Genomic DNA, 19,380 nt, shown 5'->3' with positions numbered 1-19,380 from the left:
CCGAATATCTGACCATCGCGTGGTGTGCGGGCGCTGGAATCCGACCGCCCCGCGAAAACGCCAGGTCGGCCCGCATGGGAAATCCAGTAGTGAAAGGGCAGCGGAAGTTCATGATGAGCGAGCATGGTCCGGCGGTCGTTGACGGCTATCCCGGGCACGACGAGCCGATCGCCGTCGTGGGACTCTCCTGCCGATTCCCCGGGGCCCCGTCCGCCGCGGAGTTCTGGGAGCTGCTGCGCAGCGGCAGCAGTGCCATCACCGACGTACCCGAGGGTCGCTTCGACCCGGCCGTGCCCCTCGCGATCACGCGCGGCGGATTCCTGCCGGACGTGGGCGGCTTCGATGCCGCCTTCTTCGCCGTCTCGCCCCGCGAGGCGGCCGCCATGGACCCGCAGCAGCGGCTCGTCCTGGAACTCGCCTGGGAGGCTCTGGAGGACGCGGGCATCGTGCCGGTGTCCCTGCGGGACAGCAGGACCGCCGTGTTCGTGGGGACCCTGCGCGACGACTACACCACCCTGCTCCACCAGCAGGGCGTCGAGGTCCTCACCCAGCACACCATGACCGGCGTCAACCGCGGCCTGATCGCCAACCGAGTCTCCCACCACCTGGGGCTGCGCGGGCCGAGCTTGACCGTGGACTCCGCCCAGTCCTCCTCGCTGGTCGCCGTGCACCTGGCCTGCGAGAGCCTGCGCGGCGGCGAGTCCACCGCCGCGCTCGCCGCCGGGGTGAACCTCAACCTGCTCGCCGAGCACACAGTCACCGAGCAGCTGTTCGGCGCGCTGTCCCCGGACGGGACCACGTACACCTTCGACGCGCGCGCCAACGGCTTCGTGCCCGGCGAGGGCGGCGGCGTCGTCGTACTGAAGACGCTCCGGGCGGCCCTGACCGACGGCAACCGGATCTACGGCGTCATCCGCGGCAGCGCGGTCAACCACGACGGTGCCGCCACTCATCTGACAGTGCCGGGCCGGATCGCCCAGGAACAGGTCCTGAGCACCGCCCGCGAAAGGGCCCGCGTCGACGTGGAGGACGTGCAGTACGTGGAGCTGCACGGCACCGGCACCCCCGTCGGCGACCCCATCGAGGCCACGGCGGTGGGTTCGGCCCTCGGCGCCTGTGCAGGACGACCGGTTGGTGAACCTCTGCGCGTCGGCTCGGTGAAGACCAACATCGGGCATCTGGAGGGCGCGGCGGGTATCGCCGGGCTCATCAAGACCCTCCTGAGCATCCACCATCGCGCCCTGCCGCCCAGCCTGAACTTCGAGACCCCCAACCCCGCCATCAACCTGGGCGAGCTGGGCCTGCGCGTGCAGGGGGAACTGACCGCCTGGCCCGACCCCGGGCGCCCCCTGGTGGCCGGCGTCAGCTCCTTCGGCATGGGCGGCACCAACTGCCATGTCGTGGTCGCCGAGAACCCCGTGGCGAGCGTCACGGAACTGCGCCGGGCCGGCACAGTGCCACCCGTGCTGCCCTGGGTGATCTCGGGCGCCGACCAGGCGGCCCTGCGCGCCCAGGCGGACCGGCTGCGCAGCTCCCCGGCCGTCACCAAGGCCTCACCCGTCGACGTGGGCTGGTCCCTGGCCCGTACCCGAGCCGTCCTGCGGCATCGCGCCGTGGTCCTCTCACCCGACGCACCGGGCCTGCTCGCGGGCACCGCCGCACTCGCCGGGAACTCCCCGTCACCCGCCGTGGTCACCGGCAGCGTCCGTGCGGGACGTACGGCCTTCCTGTTCACCGGGCAGGGCGCCCAGCACCTCGGCATGGGACAGGAGCTGTACGAGGCGTTCCCCGTCTACGCGGCGGCGTTCGACGAGGTGGCCGCCGCCCTCGACCCGTATCTGGACCGACCGGTGGCGGACACCGTGCGCACCGGCGACGGCCTGGACGAGACGGCACAGACGCAGCCCGCCCTGTTCGCCGTGGAGGTGGCGCTCTTCCGGCTCCTGGAGTCCTTCGGCGTCCGCCCTGACCGCGTCGCGGGCCACTCCGTGGGCGAGGTCACGGCCGCCCACGTGGCCGGCGTCCTGGACCTGGCCGACGCGGCCGTCCTGATCACCGCGCGCGCCCGGCTGATGCAGTCCGCCGCGGCCGGCGGCGCGATGATCGCCGTACAGGCGACGGAGGACGAGGTCTCCGCCCTGCTCGCGGACCATCAGGGGACGGTGGCTGTCGCCGCCGTCAACTCCCCGCGCTCCACCGTGATCTCCGGCGACGCCGAGGCGGCCGAGGCCGTCGCCGAGCGGCTGCGCGCGCAGGGCCGCAAGACCACGCGGCTCACCGTCAGCCACGCCTTCCACTCGCCGCACATGGACGACGTGCTCGACGAGTTCCACGAGGCGATCTCCGGCCTCACCTTCCGCGCCCCGGCCATCCCCGTGGTCTCCAACCTCACCGGCGCGCTCGCCGACGAGCGGGACCTGACCACCCCGGGGTACTGGGTCCGCCACATCCGGCAGACCGTCCGCTTCGCCGACGGCATCCGCGGACTGGAGGCGGAAGGCGTCACCACCTTCGTCGAGGTCGGGCCCGACAGCGTCCTGTCCGCGCTCACCCACGACAGCCTCCAGGACCCCGACGCCGCCACGGCCGTCTCCGTGCTGCGCCGCGGCCGGCCCGAGCCGCAGAGCCTGCTGACCGCGCTGGCCACGGCGTTCGTCCACGGTGCGGAGGTGGACTGGGGCGCCCTGTACGAGGCGCACGGCCCCCGACGTGTCGACCTGCCGACCTACGCCTTCCAGCGCAGGCACCACTGGTTCGACACCACCGCGCGCGCCGGCACGGCGCACACCCCGCAAGCCGGGCCGCCCGAGCCCGCCGAGGCGCCGACGGCCCCCGCCGGTGTGGAGGGCACGGACGCCGACACCGTGCCGAGCCCGCGCGGGGAGCTGGGCGCACACCTGGCGGAACTGCCCGCCGCCGACCGCGCACGTGCCGTGCGCGACCTCGTCGACGCCCACATCAGGGCCGTACTGGCCTACGCTCCCGACGAGCACGTCTCCCCCCGCACCGCCTTCGGGGAGCTGGGCTTCAGCTCCCTGATGCTCACCGAACTGCGTGCCTCCCTGGCCGCCGCGACCGGCCTCCGGCTGCCCACCGGAGCGCTCTTCGACCACCCCACGCCCGCCGATCTCGCCGAGTTCGTCACGGCCGAACTCCTCGGCGCCGGGCACGAGGGTTCCGAAGGCCCCGGCACCGCGGACGACGAGCCCATCGCGATCATCGGCATGGCCTGCCGCTACCCCGGCGACGTCGCGTCACCGGAAGACCTGTGGCGGCTCCTCGTCGACGAGATCGACGCCGTCTCCGCCTTCCCCGACAACCGGGGCTGGGACGCCGACCTGTACGACCCCGACCCCGGCAGGCAGGGCAAGAGCGCCGTGAGCCACGGCGGATTCCTGCACGACGCCGGGGAGTTCGACGCCGCCTTCTTCGGCATCTCGCCGCGTGAGGCCCTGGCCATGGACCCGCAGCAGCGGCTGTTGCTGGAGACCTCGTGGGAGGCCGTCGAACGCGCCGGCGTACTGCCCGCCTCCCTGCACGGCACCCGCACCGGCGTCTTCGTCGGCGCGACCGCGCTGGAGTACGGGCCCAGGCTGCAGGACGCGCCGCACAGCGTCCACGGCCACGTCCTCACCGGGAGCACATCCAGTGTGATGTCGGGGCGCATCGCCTACCAGCTCGGTCTGCTCGGCCCGGCGGTGACGGTCGACACGGCCTGCTCGTCCTCCCTGGTCGCCCTGCATCTCGCGATCCGGTCCCTGCGCGCCGGGGAAACCAACCTGGCCCTGGCCGGCGGCGCCACCGTCATGTCCTCGCCCGGCATGTTCGTGGAGTTCTCCCGACAGCGAGGCCTGGCCCCCGACGGACGCTGCAAGTCCTTCGCGGCCGCCGCCGACGGCACCGGCTGGAGCGAGGGCGTGGGCATGCTGCTGATCGAGCGGCTCTCCGACGCCCGCCGCCACGGCCACAAGGTCCTCGCCGTCGTCCGGGGCTCCGCGGTCAACCAGGACGGCGCGAGCAACGGCCTGACCGCGCCCAGCGGGCTGGCCCAGCAGCGCGTCATCCGCCAGGCCCTGGCCGACGCCCGCCTCACCCCCACCGACGTGGACGCCGTGGAGGCGCACGGCACCGGCACCCGGCTCGGCGACCCGATCGAGGCCGAGGCGATCATCGCCACCTACGGCAGTGGCCGGGACGCCTCCGCGCCGCTCCGCCTGGGCTCGCTGAAGTCCAACATCGGGCACGCCCAGGCCGCCGCCGGCGTCGGCGGGGTCATCAAGATGGTGCAGGCCATGCGGCACGGCGTCCTGCCCAGGACACTGCACGTGGACGAGCCCACCCCGCACGTCGACTGGTCCGCCGGCCCTGTCTCCCTTCTCACGGACACCACGCCCTGGCCCGACACGGGCGAGGGGCCCCGCCGGGCGGCCGTCTCCTCCTTCGGGATCAGCGGTACCAACGCGCACGTCGTCCTGGAACACGACCCCGCTGACGAGCCGGTGACCGAATCCGAGCCGAGCCCCCGCATCGGCGTCCCGGGCCCTTGGCTGCTGTCCGCCCGCGACCTGTCGGCGCTGCGCGCCCAGGCCGCGCGGCTGCGCCCGCGGCTCGGCGCGGACACCGATGCCACCGCCGTCGGCCGGTCGCTGGCCGCCACCCGCACCACCTTCGCGGAACGGGCCGCCGTCCTGGGCGACACGGTCGAGGAGCGCCTGACGGCCCTGGAGGCGCTGGCCGCCGGGGACACGACGGCGAACCTGATCACCGGCCGCGCCGCCGACGCCACTCGCACCGCCTTCCTGTTCACCGGCCAGGGCGCCCAGCGCAACGGCATGGGCCGTGAGCTGTACGCCGCCGACCCCGTCTTCGCCGAGGCGCTGGACGAGGTGTGCGCCGCGTTCGCCGACCGTCTGGAACGGCCCCTGCGCGCGGTGATGTTCGCCGCCGAGGACGACCCGGACGCCGCCCTGCTGCATCGGACCGCCTACACCCAGCCCGCCCTGTTCGCCCTCGAAGTCGCCCTGTTCCGGCTCCTCGCCCACCACGGCATGACGCCGGACTTCGTGGCCGGACACTCCATCGGTGAACTCGCCGCCGCCCACGCGGCAGGGGTGCTCACCCTCGACGACGCCGCCGCCCTCGTGACCGCCCGCGCCCGTCTGATGGCCTCCGCCGACCCCGGCGGCGCCATGATCGCCGTGCAGGCCGCCGAGGAGGAAGTGCTGCCCACGCTGGCCGGCCACGAGGACGCGGTGTCCGTCGCCGCCGTCAACGGCCCCCGCTCCGTGGTGATCTCCGGCGACGCCGACACCGCACGTGCCGTCGCCGGACTCTGGCGTGCACGAGGTCGCCAGACCACCGAGCTGCGGGTGAGCCATGCGTTCCACTCGCCGCACATGGACGGCATCCTCGACGAGTTCGGCGAGATCGCCGCGGGCCTCGACTTCAGGCCGGCCGCCATCCCCCTGGTGTCCACCGTGACCGGCAGGCTCGCGGACCCGGCCGAACTGACGTCGCCGGACTACTGGAGCGGACAGGTCCGCGCCGGAGTGCGCTTCCTGGACGCCACCCGGGAACTGGCCCGCCACGGCACCGACGTCTTCGTCGAACTCGGCCCCGCCGCCGTGCTCACCGCGCTCGTCCACGGCGCGCTCGACGACACCGGCGACCACACGACCGCCGTCGCTCTCCTGCGCCAGGGCCACCCCGAGACGCTCACCCTGGCCGAAGGCGTCGCCCGCGCCCACACCGCCGGTGCTCCCCTCGACGGGACCGGCTTCTTCCCCGGCGAGAGTCTCCTCGACCTGCCCACCTACCCGTTCCAGCGGGAACACTTCTGGCTGGCCCCCCAGCCCCCCGTACACCCGCGAGGCCTCGGCCTGGACACCGCCGACCACCCCCTGCTCGCGACCGTCGTCGAACTGGCCGACAGCGACGACACCGTCCTCACCAGCCGTCTCTCCCTGAGCAGCCACCCCTGGCTCGCCGACCACGCCATCGAAGGCACCGGGCTGCTGCCGGCCACGGCCTTCCTGGAACTCGCCGTCGCCGCAGGCGACATCACGGACGCACCGCACGTCGAGGACCTCACGCTGCAGGCCCCCCTGCCGCTGGCCCCCGGACAGAGCGTCCGCCTCCAGGTGACGGTCGGCGGGCCCGACGCCTCGGGCCGACGGGCCTTCACCATCCACGCCGGCCCCGACACCGACGACGAAGCCCGCCGCCGGTGGACCCGGCATGCCACGGGCACGCTCGCCCGGCATGGCGTTCCGGCACCGGAGGCCGGCGATCCGGCGCCCTGGCCGCCCGCCACGGCCGAACCCGAACCGCTCACAGACGTCTACGCCCGCCTGGCAGGACTGGGCTACGGCTACGGTCCCGCCTTCCAGGGCCTGGTGGCCGCCTGGCGCGACGGCCAGGACCTGTACGCCGAGATACGGCTGCCCGAGCCAGGCCAGGACGGCGCCGACCGCTTCGCCCTGCACCCCGCGCTGTTCGACGCCGCCCTGCACCCTCTTGTCCTGCACGCCGCATCCGCCGGGTCCGGCGATTCGATCCGGCTGCCGTTCGCCTGGTCCGGCGTCACGATCCATGCCACGGGCGCCACCGAACTGCGGGTCCGCGTCAGCCCCCGGGGCACCGACAGCTTCGCCCTCTCCCTGACCGACCCCACCGGCGCCCCGGTGGCCGACGTGGCGGCCCTGACGCTGCGCCCCGTCGCCAGGAACCTCCCGGCGACCCCCGCCCCCGCGACCCACTCCGCGCTGTACGAGGTGCGATGGTCGGCCCTCGCCCCGACACCGGGGCAGGCGTCCGCCAACCGGGTCGAGGCGGCCGAAGACCTCGGTGCCGTCGCACCGGCCGACACCGTCGTCGTACGCCTCCACGACCTGTCGTCTCCCGAGGACGGCGGCCACGCCGCCGTGCACCGCGCCCTGCGTATGGTCCAGGAGTTCCTGGCCGACGAGAGGTTCACCGACGCCCGCCTGGCCCTGGTGACGCGTTCGGCGATCGGTGTCCTGCCGGGCGAGGACGTCACCGACCTCGCCGCGGCCTCGGTGTGGGGCCTCGTGCGCGCCGCACAGTCCGAGCACCCCGACCGACTGGTTCTCGTCGACCTCGACCCCGACTCCACCGACGACCAGCTCACCGCCGCCCTCGCCACCGGCGAGCCCCAGATCGCCGTGCGCGCGGGGCAGTTGAGGGTGCCCCGACTCGGCCCGACCGCCCCCGGCACGGATGCGGACCGGACCCGCCTCGACCCGGACGGCACGGTCCTGATCACCGGCGGCACCGGCGCCCTCGGCGCACTGCTCGCCCGCCACCTGGTCACCGAGCACGGCGTACGCCACCTGCTGCTGGCCGCCCGGCGCGGCCCCCACGCGCCCGGCGCGAGCGAACTCGCCGCCGAACTGACCGACTTGGGTGCACAGGTACGCATCGCCGCAGCCGACGTCACCGATCGCGCGGCCCTCGCGGCGCTCCTGGACTCCGTCCCGCAGGACCGGCCCCTGACCGCCGTGGTGCACACCGCCGGCGTCCTGGACGACTCGACCGTCCTGTCGCTGACCCCCGAGCGCCTGGACGCCGTCCTGGCACCCAAAGCGGACGCCGCCCGGCATCTGCACGAACTCACCGAGGGCCTCGACCTACGGGCCTTCGTGCTGTTCTCCTCGGTCACCGGCCTCCTCGGCACCGCCGGGCAGGCCAACTACGCGGCCGCCAACACCTCGCTGGACGCCCTGGCGCAGCACCGGCGTGCCCACGGCCTGCCCGCGACCTCCCTGGCCTGGGGCCTGTGGGACACCGCGCACGGCATGGGCGCCGCCCTCGGCGACACCGAGACGGCCCGCTGGGAGCGGGCAGGCATCACGCCGCTCACCCCCGAGCGCGGCCTGGCCCTGTTCGACGCCGCCCTGGCCGCGGACACCCCCCTGCTGGCCCTCGTGCCCCTGCGGCCGGCGAGGACGGCGGCCGACGCGACGCATCCGCTTCTGCGCCACCTCGCACCGCGGACGCGGCCGGCCGCCGCGCGGTCCCGGCCGACCGCCGCGGCGGCGTCCGACTGGACGCGCCGTATCGCCCAGCTCCCCGCCGAGGCGCGCGAGGAAGCCGTCCTCGAATTCGTCCGAGGCAAGGTCGCCGCCGTCCTGGGACACACGGGTGCCGGTGCCATCGCCCCGGAGCGGGCCTTCAGCGACATCGGCCTCGACTCCATGGCCGCCGTCGAACTGCGCAACCAGCTCGCCCGGGCCACGGGCCTGCGGCTGCCCGCCACCCTCGTCTTCGACCACCCCGCGCCGGACGCCGTGGCCACCTACCTTCTGGCGCGCGTCGTCGAGCAGGGGAAGCCGGCCGGGACCGGACGCGTCCGGTCCCTGGGCGGCGCGGACGAGCCGATCGCGATCGTGGGGATGGCGTGTCGTTATCCGGGTGGTGTGTCGTCGCCGGAGGGGTTGTGGCGGTTGGTGGCCGGTGGGGTGGACGCGGTCAGTGGGTTTCCGTCGAATCGGGGGTGGGATCTGGAGGGGTTGTACGACCCTGATCCGGAGCGTGCGGGGTCGAGTTATACGCGGCATGGCGGGTTCTTGCATGATGCGGATCTGTTCGATCCGGAGTTTTTCGGGATGTCGCCGCGTGAGGCGACGGCGGTGGATCCGCAGCAGCGGTTGTTGCTGGAGACGGCGTGGGAGGCGTTCGAGAGCGCGGGGGTGGATCCGGGTTCGTTGCGGGGGTCGCGCACCGGCGTCTTCACCGGCGCGATGTACGACGACTACGCCGCCCGGATCGCCTCCTCCGCGGGCGAGCTGGAGGGCTTCCTGCTCGCCGGCAACCTCTCCAGTGTCCTGTCCGGACGCATCGCCTACACCTACGGCCTCGAAGGGCCCGCGATGACGGTCGACACGGCGTGCTCGTCGTCGCTGGTGGCGTTGCACCTGGCGGCGGGCGCCCTGCGTGGCGGTGAGTGCGACCTCGCGCTGGCCGGCGGTGTGACCGTCATGGCGCAGCCGACGACGTTCGTCGAGTTCTCTCGCCAGCGTGGTCTGGCCGCCGACGGGCGGTGCAAGGCGTTCTCGGCTTCGGCGGACGGCACCGGGTGGTCGGAGGGTGTGGGGCTGTTGTTGGTGGAGCGGTTGTCGGATGCGCGGCGCAACGGGCATTCGGTGCTGGCGGTGGTGCGGGGTTCGGCTGTGAATCAGGACGGTGCGAGCAATGGGTTGACGGCGCCGAACGGTCCGTCGCAGGAGCGGGTGATTCGTGCGGCGTTGGCGAGTGCGCGGTTGGGTGCGGCGGATGTGGATGTGGTGGAGGCGCACGGGACGGGGACGACGCTGGGTGATCCGATCGAGGCGCAGGCGTTGTTGAACACCTATGGTCAGGAGCGGCCGGGTGCGGACCGGCCGTTGTGGTTGGGGTCGTTGAAGTCCAACATCGGGCATGCTCAGGCTGCCGCGGGTGTGGGCGGTGTCATCAAGATGGTCCAGGCCATGCACCACGGCGTGCTGCCCAGAACGCTGCACGTGGACGAGCCCTCGCGGCATGTCGACTGGGAATCGGGCGCGCTGACGCTGCTGACCGAGGACCGCCAGTGGCCGGCCGTCCAGGGCCGGCCGCGCCGGGCCGGCGTCTCGTCCTTCGGGATCAGTGGCACCAACGCCCACGTCATCATCGAGGAGGCGCCGCAGCCGTCCGTGCCGGCCGCCGCCACTCCCGTCGACGGAGCCACAGTGCCGTGGATCCTCACAGCACGCACCCCGCAGGCTCTGGCCGCACAGGCCCGACGCCTGCACGCCCACGTCGTCGAGCACGCCGAACTCGCCCCCACCGACATCGCGTACTCCCTGGCCACCGGCCGCGCGGTCCTGGACCACGGCGCCGCCGTACTCGGCAGCGACCGGACCTCGCTCCTGGACGCGCTGGACGCCCTGGCCGACGGAACGTCCTCGCCCCGGTCGGTGCGGGGCCGGGCCAAGCAGCCGGGCAAGACAGCCTTCCTGTTCACCGGCCAGGGGGCGCAGCGACTGGGCATGGGACGGGAGTTGTACGCGGCCCAGCCGGTCTTCGCCCGCGCCCTGGACGAGGTCTGCGCCGAGCTGGACGCCCGCCTGGAACACCCTCTCAAGGACGTCATGTTCGCCGAGGAAGGGTCGGCGCGGGCCGCGTTGCTGGACGAGACCGCGTACACGCAGGCCGCCCTGTTCGCCCTGGAGGTGGCGCTGTTCCGCCTCTTCGAGCACCACGGTGTGACGCCGCATTTCCTGTTGGGGCATTCGGTGGGTGAGGTGGTGGCGGCGCATGTGTCGGGGGTGTTGGGTCTGGCGGATGCGTGTGTGTTGGTGGCTGAGCGGGGTCGGTTGATGGGGTCGGCTCGTTCGGGTGGTGCGATGGCGGCGGTGGAGGCGGGGGAGTTGGAGGTTGCCGCGTCGTTGGAGGGGGTGGATCCGGGTCTTGGTGTGGTGGTGGTCGCGGCGGTGAACGGTCCGGTGGCGACGGTGGTGTCGGGTGATGTGGGTGCGGTGGAGGAGGTTGTGCGGGTGTGGCGGGAGAAGGGGGTGCGGACGCGGCGGTTGGCGGTGTCGCACGCGTTTCATTCGCCGCACATGGAGGGGGTGTTGGGGGAGTTCCGGGAGGTGGTTGCCGGGTTGGTGTTCGGTGTGCCGCGTATTCCGGTGGTGTCGAATGTGTCGGGTGTGGTGGCGGGTGCCGAGGAGTTGGCTTCGGCGGATTACTGGGTGCGTCATGTGCGTGAGGCGGTGCGTTTCGCTGACGGTGTGCGGTGTCTGCGGGAGCGGGGTGTGTCCCGTTTCGTCGAGTTGGGTCCGGACGGCACCCTGACCGCACTGACCCGACAAGCCCTCGACGACGAGGAACCCGGGGTCCTCGCCCCGGCCCTGCGCAAGGGCCGGCCGGAGACCGAGACCGTCACCGGCGCCCTCGCGCTGCTGTGGATGGGTGGCGCTGACGTCGACTGGTCTGCCGCCCTGCCCGCGGCCCGCCGGATACCGCTGCCCACCTACGCCTTCCAGCACTCCCGGTACTGGCTCGACGCGCCGGCCACGACCGGCGATCTCACCGGCCTTGGCCTCACCGCGGCGGACCACCCGCTGCTCGGGGCCGCCGTGGGCGTCGCGGGCCGGGACGAGACACTGTTCACCGGACGCCTCTCCCTGCACACGCAGCCGTGGCTCGCGGACCACGTCGTCGCCGGGTCGGCACTGCTGCCCGGCACGGCGCTGCTCGAACTGGCCGCGCGGGCCGCGGAGCAGGTCGGCGCCGAGCGGGTCGCCGAACTGAACCTGGCCGCCCCGCTCGTGCTGTCGGCCCACGAGGGTGTGCGGCTGCAGGTCGCCGTCGGCGCCCCCGACGAGCGGTCGGCACGCACCCTGGACATCCACTCGCGCACCGCGGACGGCGACTGGGTCCTCAACGCCAGCGGCACGCTCGACTCCGAGCAGCCCACCGGCGGTGACACCGCGCTGGTGGCATGGCCACCGGCCGGAGCCGAGGAGATCGACCTGAGCACCGCCTACGAGCGGCTCGGCGAGCACGGCTACGCCTACGGCCCCGCCTTCCGCGGCCTGCGACGACTGTGGCGCACCCCGGGCGAGCTGCACGCCGAGATCGCGCTGCCCGACGCCCTGCGCGACAGCGCGAGCGCGTACCTGCTGCACCCGGCGGCCCTGGACGCGGCGCTGCACGCGTTGCTGCCCGGAGTGGCGGACGACGAGACGGTGCCGGCCAGGATCCCCTACGCCTGGTCCGACGTGCGGGTGCACGCGGCGGGCGCCGCGGTGCTCAGGGTCCGTCTCGCGGTGACGCGGCCGCAGCCCGAGACGCTGGAAGCCGGCGTGACCGTGGCCGACGGCGCCGGCATGCCGGTGCTGTCGGCGGGGTCGCTGGTGCTGCGCCCCCTGGCGCGCGACGCGCTGCGCCTCGCCGGTGCCGGGCCGGACGGCCTGTTCGCGGTGCGATGGGCGGCCGACGTGCCGGACACCGGCTCGGAGCCGGACACCTCCGGCTGGGCCGCCGTGGGCCGGTGGGCGCACGCGCCGATGCCGTCGTACCCGGACCTGGCGGCAGGGGCCGAGGCCGGTGCGCACACGGTCGTGTGGGCACCGGAAACCCTTGAGGAGGCCACCGCCTCCGGTCCGGGCCTGCCCGCTGCCGCCCACCGCGTCCTGCACCGGGCGCTGGAACTGGTGCGGGACTTCCTGACCGACCGGCGGCTGGCCGCGGCCAGGCTGGTCGTGGTGACCCGGGGCGCGGTGTCGACGGGCGCCGGCGAGGACGTGCCGGATCTGGCCCACGCGGGACTGTGGGGCCTGCTGCGCGTCGCGCAGAGCGAGAACCCGGACCGTATCGTCCTGGTCGACGCCGACCCGACGTCCCGGACCGAGGAGGAGTTCCGGCACGTGGCCGACGCCGTGCACAGCGGCGCGGCCCAGATCGCGATCCGGGACGGACGGCTGCTGACGCCGCGCCTGGCCCGCCCCACGGCCGAAGCCGGGGAGCGCTCGGAACCTGGCTGGGACCGGGGCACCGTGCTGGTGACGGGCGCGACCGGCACGCTGGGCGCCCTGGTCGCCCGGCATCTGGTGGCCGAACACGGAGCACGGCGCCTGTTGCTGCTCAGCCGACGAGGTGCCCACGCTCCGGGCGCCGACGAACTGCGCGCGCGACTGGAGGAGCTGGGCGCCGTGGTCGACTTCGCCGCCTGCGACGTCGCCGACCGTGCCGAGCTGGCCGCCGTCCTGGATCGTGTGCCGCGGGCCGCCCCGCTGTGCGCGGTGGTGCACACCGCGGGAGTGCTGGACGACACCGTCATCGGGGACCTGACCACCGACCGGCTGGACGCGGTGGTACGGCCGAAGATCGACGCGGCCTGGAACCTGCACGAGCTGACGCGTGAGCTCCCCCTGTCGGCGTTCGTGCTGTACTCCTCCGTAGCAGGGCTCATCGGCAACGCCGGCCAGGCCAACTACGCGGCGGGCAACACCTTCCTGGACGCCTTGGCGGCCCACCGCCGCGCGTCCGGACTGCCCGGCACATCGGTGGCGTGGGGGCTGTGGCAGGAGTCGAGCACGATCAGTGGCGGCCTGTCGCAGGCGGACCTGCGACGGCTGGCCCGGCTGGGGCTGCGGCCGCTGCCCTCGGACACGGCGATGGACCTGTTCGACGCCGCCGTCGTCGGGCCGGAAGCGGTGACGGCGGCGGTGCACCTCGACACCCAGGTGCTGCGCCGCCAGGGTGAGCGGGCGCATCCACTGCTGCGCCACCTGGCACCCGCCGCGTCCCGCCGCACGACCGGCGCGAACGACCGGTCGTCCGACAGCACGTCCAGCCTGGTACGGCAGCTCGCCGCACTCGGACCGGACGAGCGCGTGGCCGCACTGGCCGATGTGGTACGTGCGCAGGCCGCCGACGTGCTCGGCCACGCCGGGCAGGACGCGGTGGACTCCGAGCGCTCGTTCCAGGAGCTGGGTTTCGATTCACTGACCGCGGTGGAACTGCGCAACAAGCTCAACGCCGCGACCGGCCTGCGGCTGCCCTCGACGCTCGTCTTCGACTACCCCACGCCCGCAGCCCTGGCCGGACATCTGGCCGGTGAGATCACCGCGGGCGAGGAGCCCGCCACACCTGCCGGCCCCGTTCTCTCCGTCCTGGCACGCGCCAGGACGGCCATCGAGGCACTCGCCGCCGGTGACGAGGCCGGCCGGACCCAGGTGGCGTCCAGCCTGCGTGAACTGCTGCGCCTGGCCGAAGGAGCGCCCCCGGCCGCGGGCGACGGCGCCGGTGACCCGGCCGGCGAGCCTGACCTGGACTCGGCGACCGACGAGGAACTCTTCGCCCTTCTCGACGAACTCGACTGACCCGGGCCCCACGGCGGCCCGGACGCCTTCCTCTTTCCAACCGCACACATTCTTCCTGGAGTTGAGACCCGTGACGGATGAGGCAAAGCTCCGCGACTACCTCAAGCGGGCCATTGCCGACGCCCGCGACGCGCGCAGGCAGCTGACCCAAGTCGAGGACAGGCAGCACGAGCCGATCGCGATCGTGGGGATGGCGTGTCGTTATCCGGGTGGTGTGTCGTCGCCGGAGGGGTTGTGGCGGTTGGTGGCCGGTGGGGTGGACGCGGTCAGTGGGTTTCCGTCGAATCGGGGGTGGGATCTGGAGGGGTTGTACGACCCTGATCCGGAGCGTGCGGGGTCGAGTTATACGCGGCATGGCGGGTTCTTGCATGATGCGGATCTGTTCGATCCGGAGTTTTTCGGGATGTCGCCGCGTGAGGCGACGGCGGTGGATCCGCAGCAGCGGTTGTTGCTGGAGACGGCGTGGGAGGCGTTCGAGAGCGCGGGGGTGGATCCGGGTTCGTTGCGGGGGTCGCGCACCGGCGTCTTCACCGGCGTCATGTACGGCGACTACGGCACACGCGTCGCGGACGTACCCAAGGGCATGGAGGGCTACCTCGCCAGCGGCAGCGCCGGCAGCGTCGCCTCCGGCCGCCTGTCCTACACCTTCGGCCTCGAAGGCCCGGCCGTCTCGGTCGACACGGCGTGCTCGTCGTCGCTGGTGGCGTTGCACCTGGCGGCGGGCGCCCTGCGTGGCGGTGAGTGCGACCTCGCGCTGGCCGGCGGTGTGACCGTCATGTCCCGGCCCATGCCCTTCATCGAGTTCTCCCGTCTGCGTGGTCTGGCCGCCGACGGCCGGTGCAAGGCGTTCTCGGCTTCGGCGGACGGCACCGGGTGGTCGGAGGGTGTGGGGCTGTTGTTGGTGGAGCGGTTGTCGGATGCGCGGCGCAACGGGCATTCGGTGCTGGCGGTGGTGCGGGGTTCGGCTGTGAATCAGGACGGTGCGAGTAATGGGTTGACGGCGCCGAACGGTCCGTCGCAGGAGCGGGTGATTCGTGCGGCGTTGGCGAGTGCGCGGTTGGGTGCGGCGGATGTGGATGTGGTGGAGGCGCACGGGACGGGGACGACGCTGGGTGATCCGATCGAGGCGCAGGCGTTGCTGAACACCTATGGTCAGGAGCGGCCGGGTGCGGACCGGCCGTTGTGGCTGGGGTCGTTGAAGTCCAACATCGGGCATGCTCAGGCTGCCGCGGGTGTGGGCGGTGTCATCAAGATGGTCCAGGCGATTCGGCACGGGGTGCTGCCCAGGTCGCTGTACTCCGAGGAGCCGACCCCGGTCGTGGACTGGGACGCGGGCGCGGTTCAGCTGCTGACCGAGGCCCGGCCCTGGCCGGAGACCGGACGCCCCCGCCGCGCCGCCGTGTCCTCCTTCGGCTTCGGCGGTACCAACGCGCATGTCATCATCGAGCAGGCGCCGACGGACGAGGAACCGGCCGAAACCGGCGGCCCGTCCCCGACGGCGGCCCCCCGGCACACCGCCCCGCAGGCCATACCGCTGGTTCTCTCCGCCAAGAGCCCCAAGGCCCTGCGGGCGCAAGCACACGAACTGCTCACTCATCTGGAGAGCGCACCGGGGACCGGGCTTCTGGACACCGCCTACACCCTGGCGACCCGCCGCGCGGTCCTGGAACACGGCGCCGCCCTCGTCGCCCACGACCGTGCGGAGCTGCTGACCGGGCTTCGCGCCCTGTCGTCCGGAACACCGTCGCCCCACGTCGCCGACGGTGCACGCGTCGCGGGCAGGACCGCGTTCCTGTTCACCGGGCAGGGGTCCCAGCGCATCGGCATGGGCATGGAGTTGTACGCGGCGCACCCCGTCTTCGCCCGGGCGTTCGACGCGGTCGCGGCAGAGCTGGATGGCCGCCTGCCCCAGCCGTTGGCGCGGATCGTGCGCACGGGTGAAGGGCTGGACGACACCGCCTCCACGCAGGCCGCGCTGTTCGCCGTCGAGGTCGCCCTGTACCGCCTGCTGGAGTCCTGGGGCATTCGCCCCGACTTCCTGTTGGGGCATTCGGTGGGTGAGGTGGTGGCGGCGCATGTGTCGGGGGTGTTGGGTCTGGCGGATGCGTGTGTGTTGGTGGCTGAGCGGGGTCGGTTGATGGGGTCGGCTCGTTCGGGTGGTGCGATGGCGGCGGTGGAGGCGGGGGAGTTGGAGGTTGCCGCGTCGTTGGAGGGGGTGGATCCGGGTCTTGGTGTGGTGGTGGTCGCGGCGGTGAACGGTCCGGTGGCGACGGTGGTGTCGGGTGATGTGGGTGCGGTGGAGGAGGTTGTGCGGGTGTGGCGGGAGAAGGGGGTGCGGACGCGGCGGTTGGCGGTGTCGCACGCGTTTCATTCGCCGCACATGGAGGGGGTGTTGGGGGAGTTCCGGGAGGTGGTTGCCGGGTTGGTGTTCGGTGTGCCGCGTATTCCGGTGGTGTCGAATGTGTCGGGTGTGGTGGCGGGTGCCGAGGAGTTGGCTTCGGCGGATTACTGGGTGCGTCATGTGCGTGAGGCGGTGCGTTTCGCTGACGGTGTGCGGTGTCTGCGGGAGCGGGGTGTGTCCCGTTTCGTCGAGCTGGGTCCGGACGGCACCCTGACCGCACTGACCCGACAAGCCCTCGACGACGATGACGTCGCGATCCTGCCCACCCTGCGCCGCGACCGGCCGGAGACCGGGACCCTGGCCAGGGCCGTCGGCGCGCTGCACGCCTCGGGAGCGCCGGTCGACTGGCAGGCCTACTTCGCCGGAACGGACGCCCGCCCCGTCACACTGCCGACGTACGCCTTCCAACGCGCGCGGTACTGGATGCGCGCCGACCACGGTGCCTCCGCATCGACGGGACCGGGTGACACGGGCCACCCGTTGCTCGGCCACCGGACGGCCGTGGCCCACACCGGCGACCTGCTCTTCACCGCCCGCATCCTGCCCGACACACACGACTGGACCGTCGACCACGCGGTCCTCGACACCCCGGTGCTGCCTCCCGCCGCCCTGGTCGAGGCGCTGACCCGGGTGGCCGACCACGGCGACGCGGGCACCCTGCACCGTCTCACCGTGCGCAAGCCCCTGGTCCTCGCCGACGACGGAACGGCGGACCTGCAGATCGTCCTCCACACCGACGACGGTTCGGGCCGGCGCCCCTTCTCGGTCCATCTCCGCTCTGCCGGCGCGCTGTCCCCGTGGACCCCGCACGCCGACGGAGAGCTGACATCCGGTGACCCGCTCCCCGAGCCCGCCCGGCACGGCTCCGACCACGGAGAGGTCCGGCTGCCGGACGACCTGCTGCCCGACGCCGCCCGCTACGGACTCCACCCGGCACTCGTCGAGGAGGCCGTACGCGCCGTCCTCGGTCCGGCCCCCGCGGGCAGCACCCGGATCGCCGGGGACTGGCAGGGCGTGCGCGTGCGTGCCACGGGTGCCACCACCCTGCGCGTCCTGGCCGAACCCGGCGAGGGAGACACGGTCTCCCTGCGACTGCTCGACACCGCCGGGCAACCGGTGCTCACAGTCGACCGGCTCACCTTCCGCGACGTGCCCGACGACGAGTTCGCGCCGACCGGTGGCCGGACCGTGCCGCTGTACGCGCCGGCCTGGCAGCCGCTGGACCCTCCGGCAGCAGCAGACCCCCTCTCCGACGGATGGGCGGTGATCGGCCCGCAGGATCCGCAGGACCCGCAGGACCCGCCCGGCACGGCAGACCTCGACGCGGTCAGGTTCCCGGACGTGCCCGCGCTGGCCGCCGCCGTACGGGACGGGGCACCGATCCGCCGGCTCCTCGTCGAGTTCGTCGGCGGGGCCGCCACGCCGCGCCCCGCCGGGCAGGCGCTGACCTTCCTCCAGCAGTGGCTCGCCGAACCGCCGCTGGACGACACCCGCCTGGTCGTCCGCACCCGAGGTGCCGTCGCCGTCGAGGCCGAAGGGGTCGCCGACCCTGACGCGGCCGCCGTCTGGGGACTGCTGAGATCCGCTCAGGCGGAGGCTCCCGAGCGGATCGTGCTGCTCGACACCGCGACCGATGCCGCTCCGCTGCCGGCCGGGGTGCTGTCCCACCTGCTGGCCTCCGGCGAACCCCAGGCCGCGCTGCGCGCCGGCACCCTGTACGCGCCCCGGCTGCGGCCCGTCAAACAGGACGCCGCCCTGGACGCCGAGAGGGCCGGCGCGCCCGACGAGGAGCCGCACGGCACCGTGCTCGTGACCGGCGGTGCGGGACGCCTCGCCGACGTGTACGCCCGCCGGCTGGTCGCCGAGCACGGCGTTCGGCACCTCCTGATGCTGGACGACCGGGCCGACGGCACATGGCCCGCGCCCGAACTGCTGCGGGATCTGGGCGCGTCGGGGGCCGAGGTCACCGCCGTATCCTGCGACCTCGCCGACCGTGCTGCCCTGCGGGCGGCACTGACCGCGATACCGGAGCACCGTCCGCTGACCATGGTCGTGCACATCGCCGACCCGTCCGACGAGACCGCGCTGACCGACCTGACCGCCCAGCGCCTGGACTTGGTGCTGCGATCCACGGCGGACACGGCCAGGCATCTGCACGAGCTCACCCGCGAACTGGATCTCTCCGCCTTCGTGCTGTGCTCCTCCAGCGCGGGCACGATCGGCGCGCCCGCCCAGGCCGTCGACGCCGCGGCCGCCGCGTACCTCGACGGCCTCGCACGCCACCGCACGGCGCTCGGCCTCCCCGCCACGTCCCTGGCCCTCGGGCCGTGGGCGCGGAAGGGTGCCGCCGGTGACACCGCGCCCGCCGAGAAGGACACCGCCCGCCCTCTCCTGCGCGAGCTGACCGTCCCGGACATGACGAGCGCCTGCGACGCGGCGCTGCGCACCGGCCTGCCGGCACTGGTCGCCGTGCGGCCGGACGGCACGGCACTGCGCGCTCACGCCCACCTGCCCGCCGTACTGAGAGACCTGGCCGGGACCCGGGTCCGAACCGCCTCGGCGGGCACCGACTCCGACGCGCCGGTGCTGCGCCTGGAGGGCCTCACCGAGCAGGAGCGGTACCAGGCCGTGCTCGACCTGGTCCGGGCCGAATCGGCCGTGGTGCTCGGCCACGAGGACGCCGGTGCCGTCGCCTCTGACCGGGCCTTCCAGGAACTCGGTTTCGACTCCATGACCGCCGTCGAGCTGCGCAACCGCCTCACCGCGCGGACCGGCATCGCCCTGTCGGCCACGCTCGCCTTCGACCACCCCTCACCCGCGGCGCTCACCGAGCACGTACTGGCGCAGCTCCTCCCGGAGCACCAGGCCGCACCCCACTCACCCGTGGACGCCGAACTGCGGCGACTGGAAGCCCTGTTGGTGCGGGCACCCGAGGAGGCGGCGGAGCGCCGCGACATCGTCGTACGGCTCCAGACGCTCCTGTCCCGGCTGACCGAGGCCCACGACGAGGAGCCGTCCGCGGACCTGACGGGCCGTATCGAGGCGGCCTCGGCCGAGGAGATCTTCGCCCTCATCGACGACCAACTGGGCGGATCCACCGACTGAGCC

1 protein-coding gene and 1 pseudogene are annotated in these 19,380 nt (G+C 73.5%); both read left to right on the top strand.

What is annotated here, in order from left to right; all coding sequences use genetic code 11:
* Positions 1 to 110 precede the first annotated feature (110 nt).
* Positions 111 to 13,871, top strand: coding sequence for an SDR family NAD(P)-dependent oxidoreductase (locus HW837_RS10770; RefSeq protein WP_193381251.1), 13,761 nt, complete (start codon positions 111 to 113; stop codon positions 13,869 to 13,871).
* A gap of 109 nt (positions 13,872 to 13,980) precedes the next feature.
* Positions 13,981 to 19,377 (top strand): annotated as a pseudogene (locus HW837_RS10765) (type I polyketide synthase); the annotation flags it as partial.
* Positions 19,378 to 19,380: the final 3 nt, after the last annotated feature.

It is taken from the genome of Streptomyces caniscabiei (assembly GCF_014930365.1).
Taxonomy (GTDB): Bacteria; Actinomycetota; Actinomycetes; order Streptomycetales; family Streptomycetaceae; genus Streptomyces; species Streptomyces caniscabiei.
The sequence above is the reverse complement of the archived record's forward strand: the minus strand, read 5'-3'. Positions and strand labels throughout refer to the sequence as shown.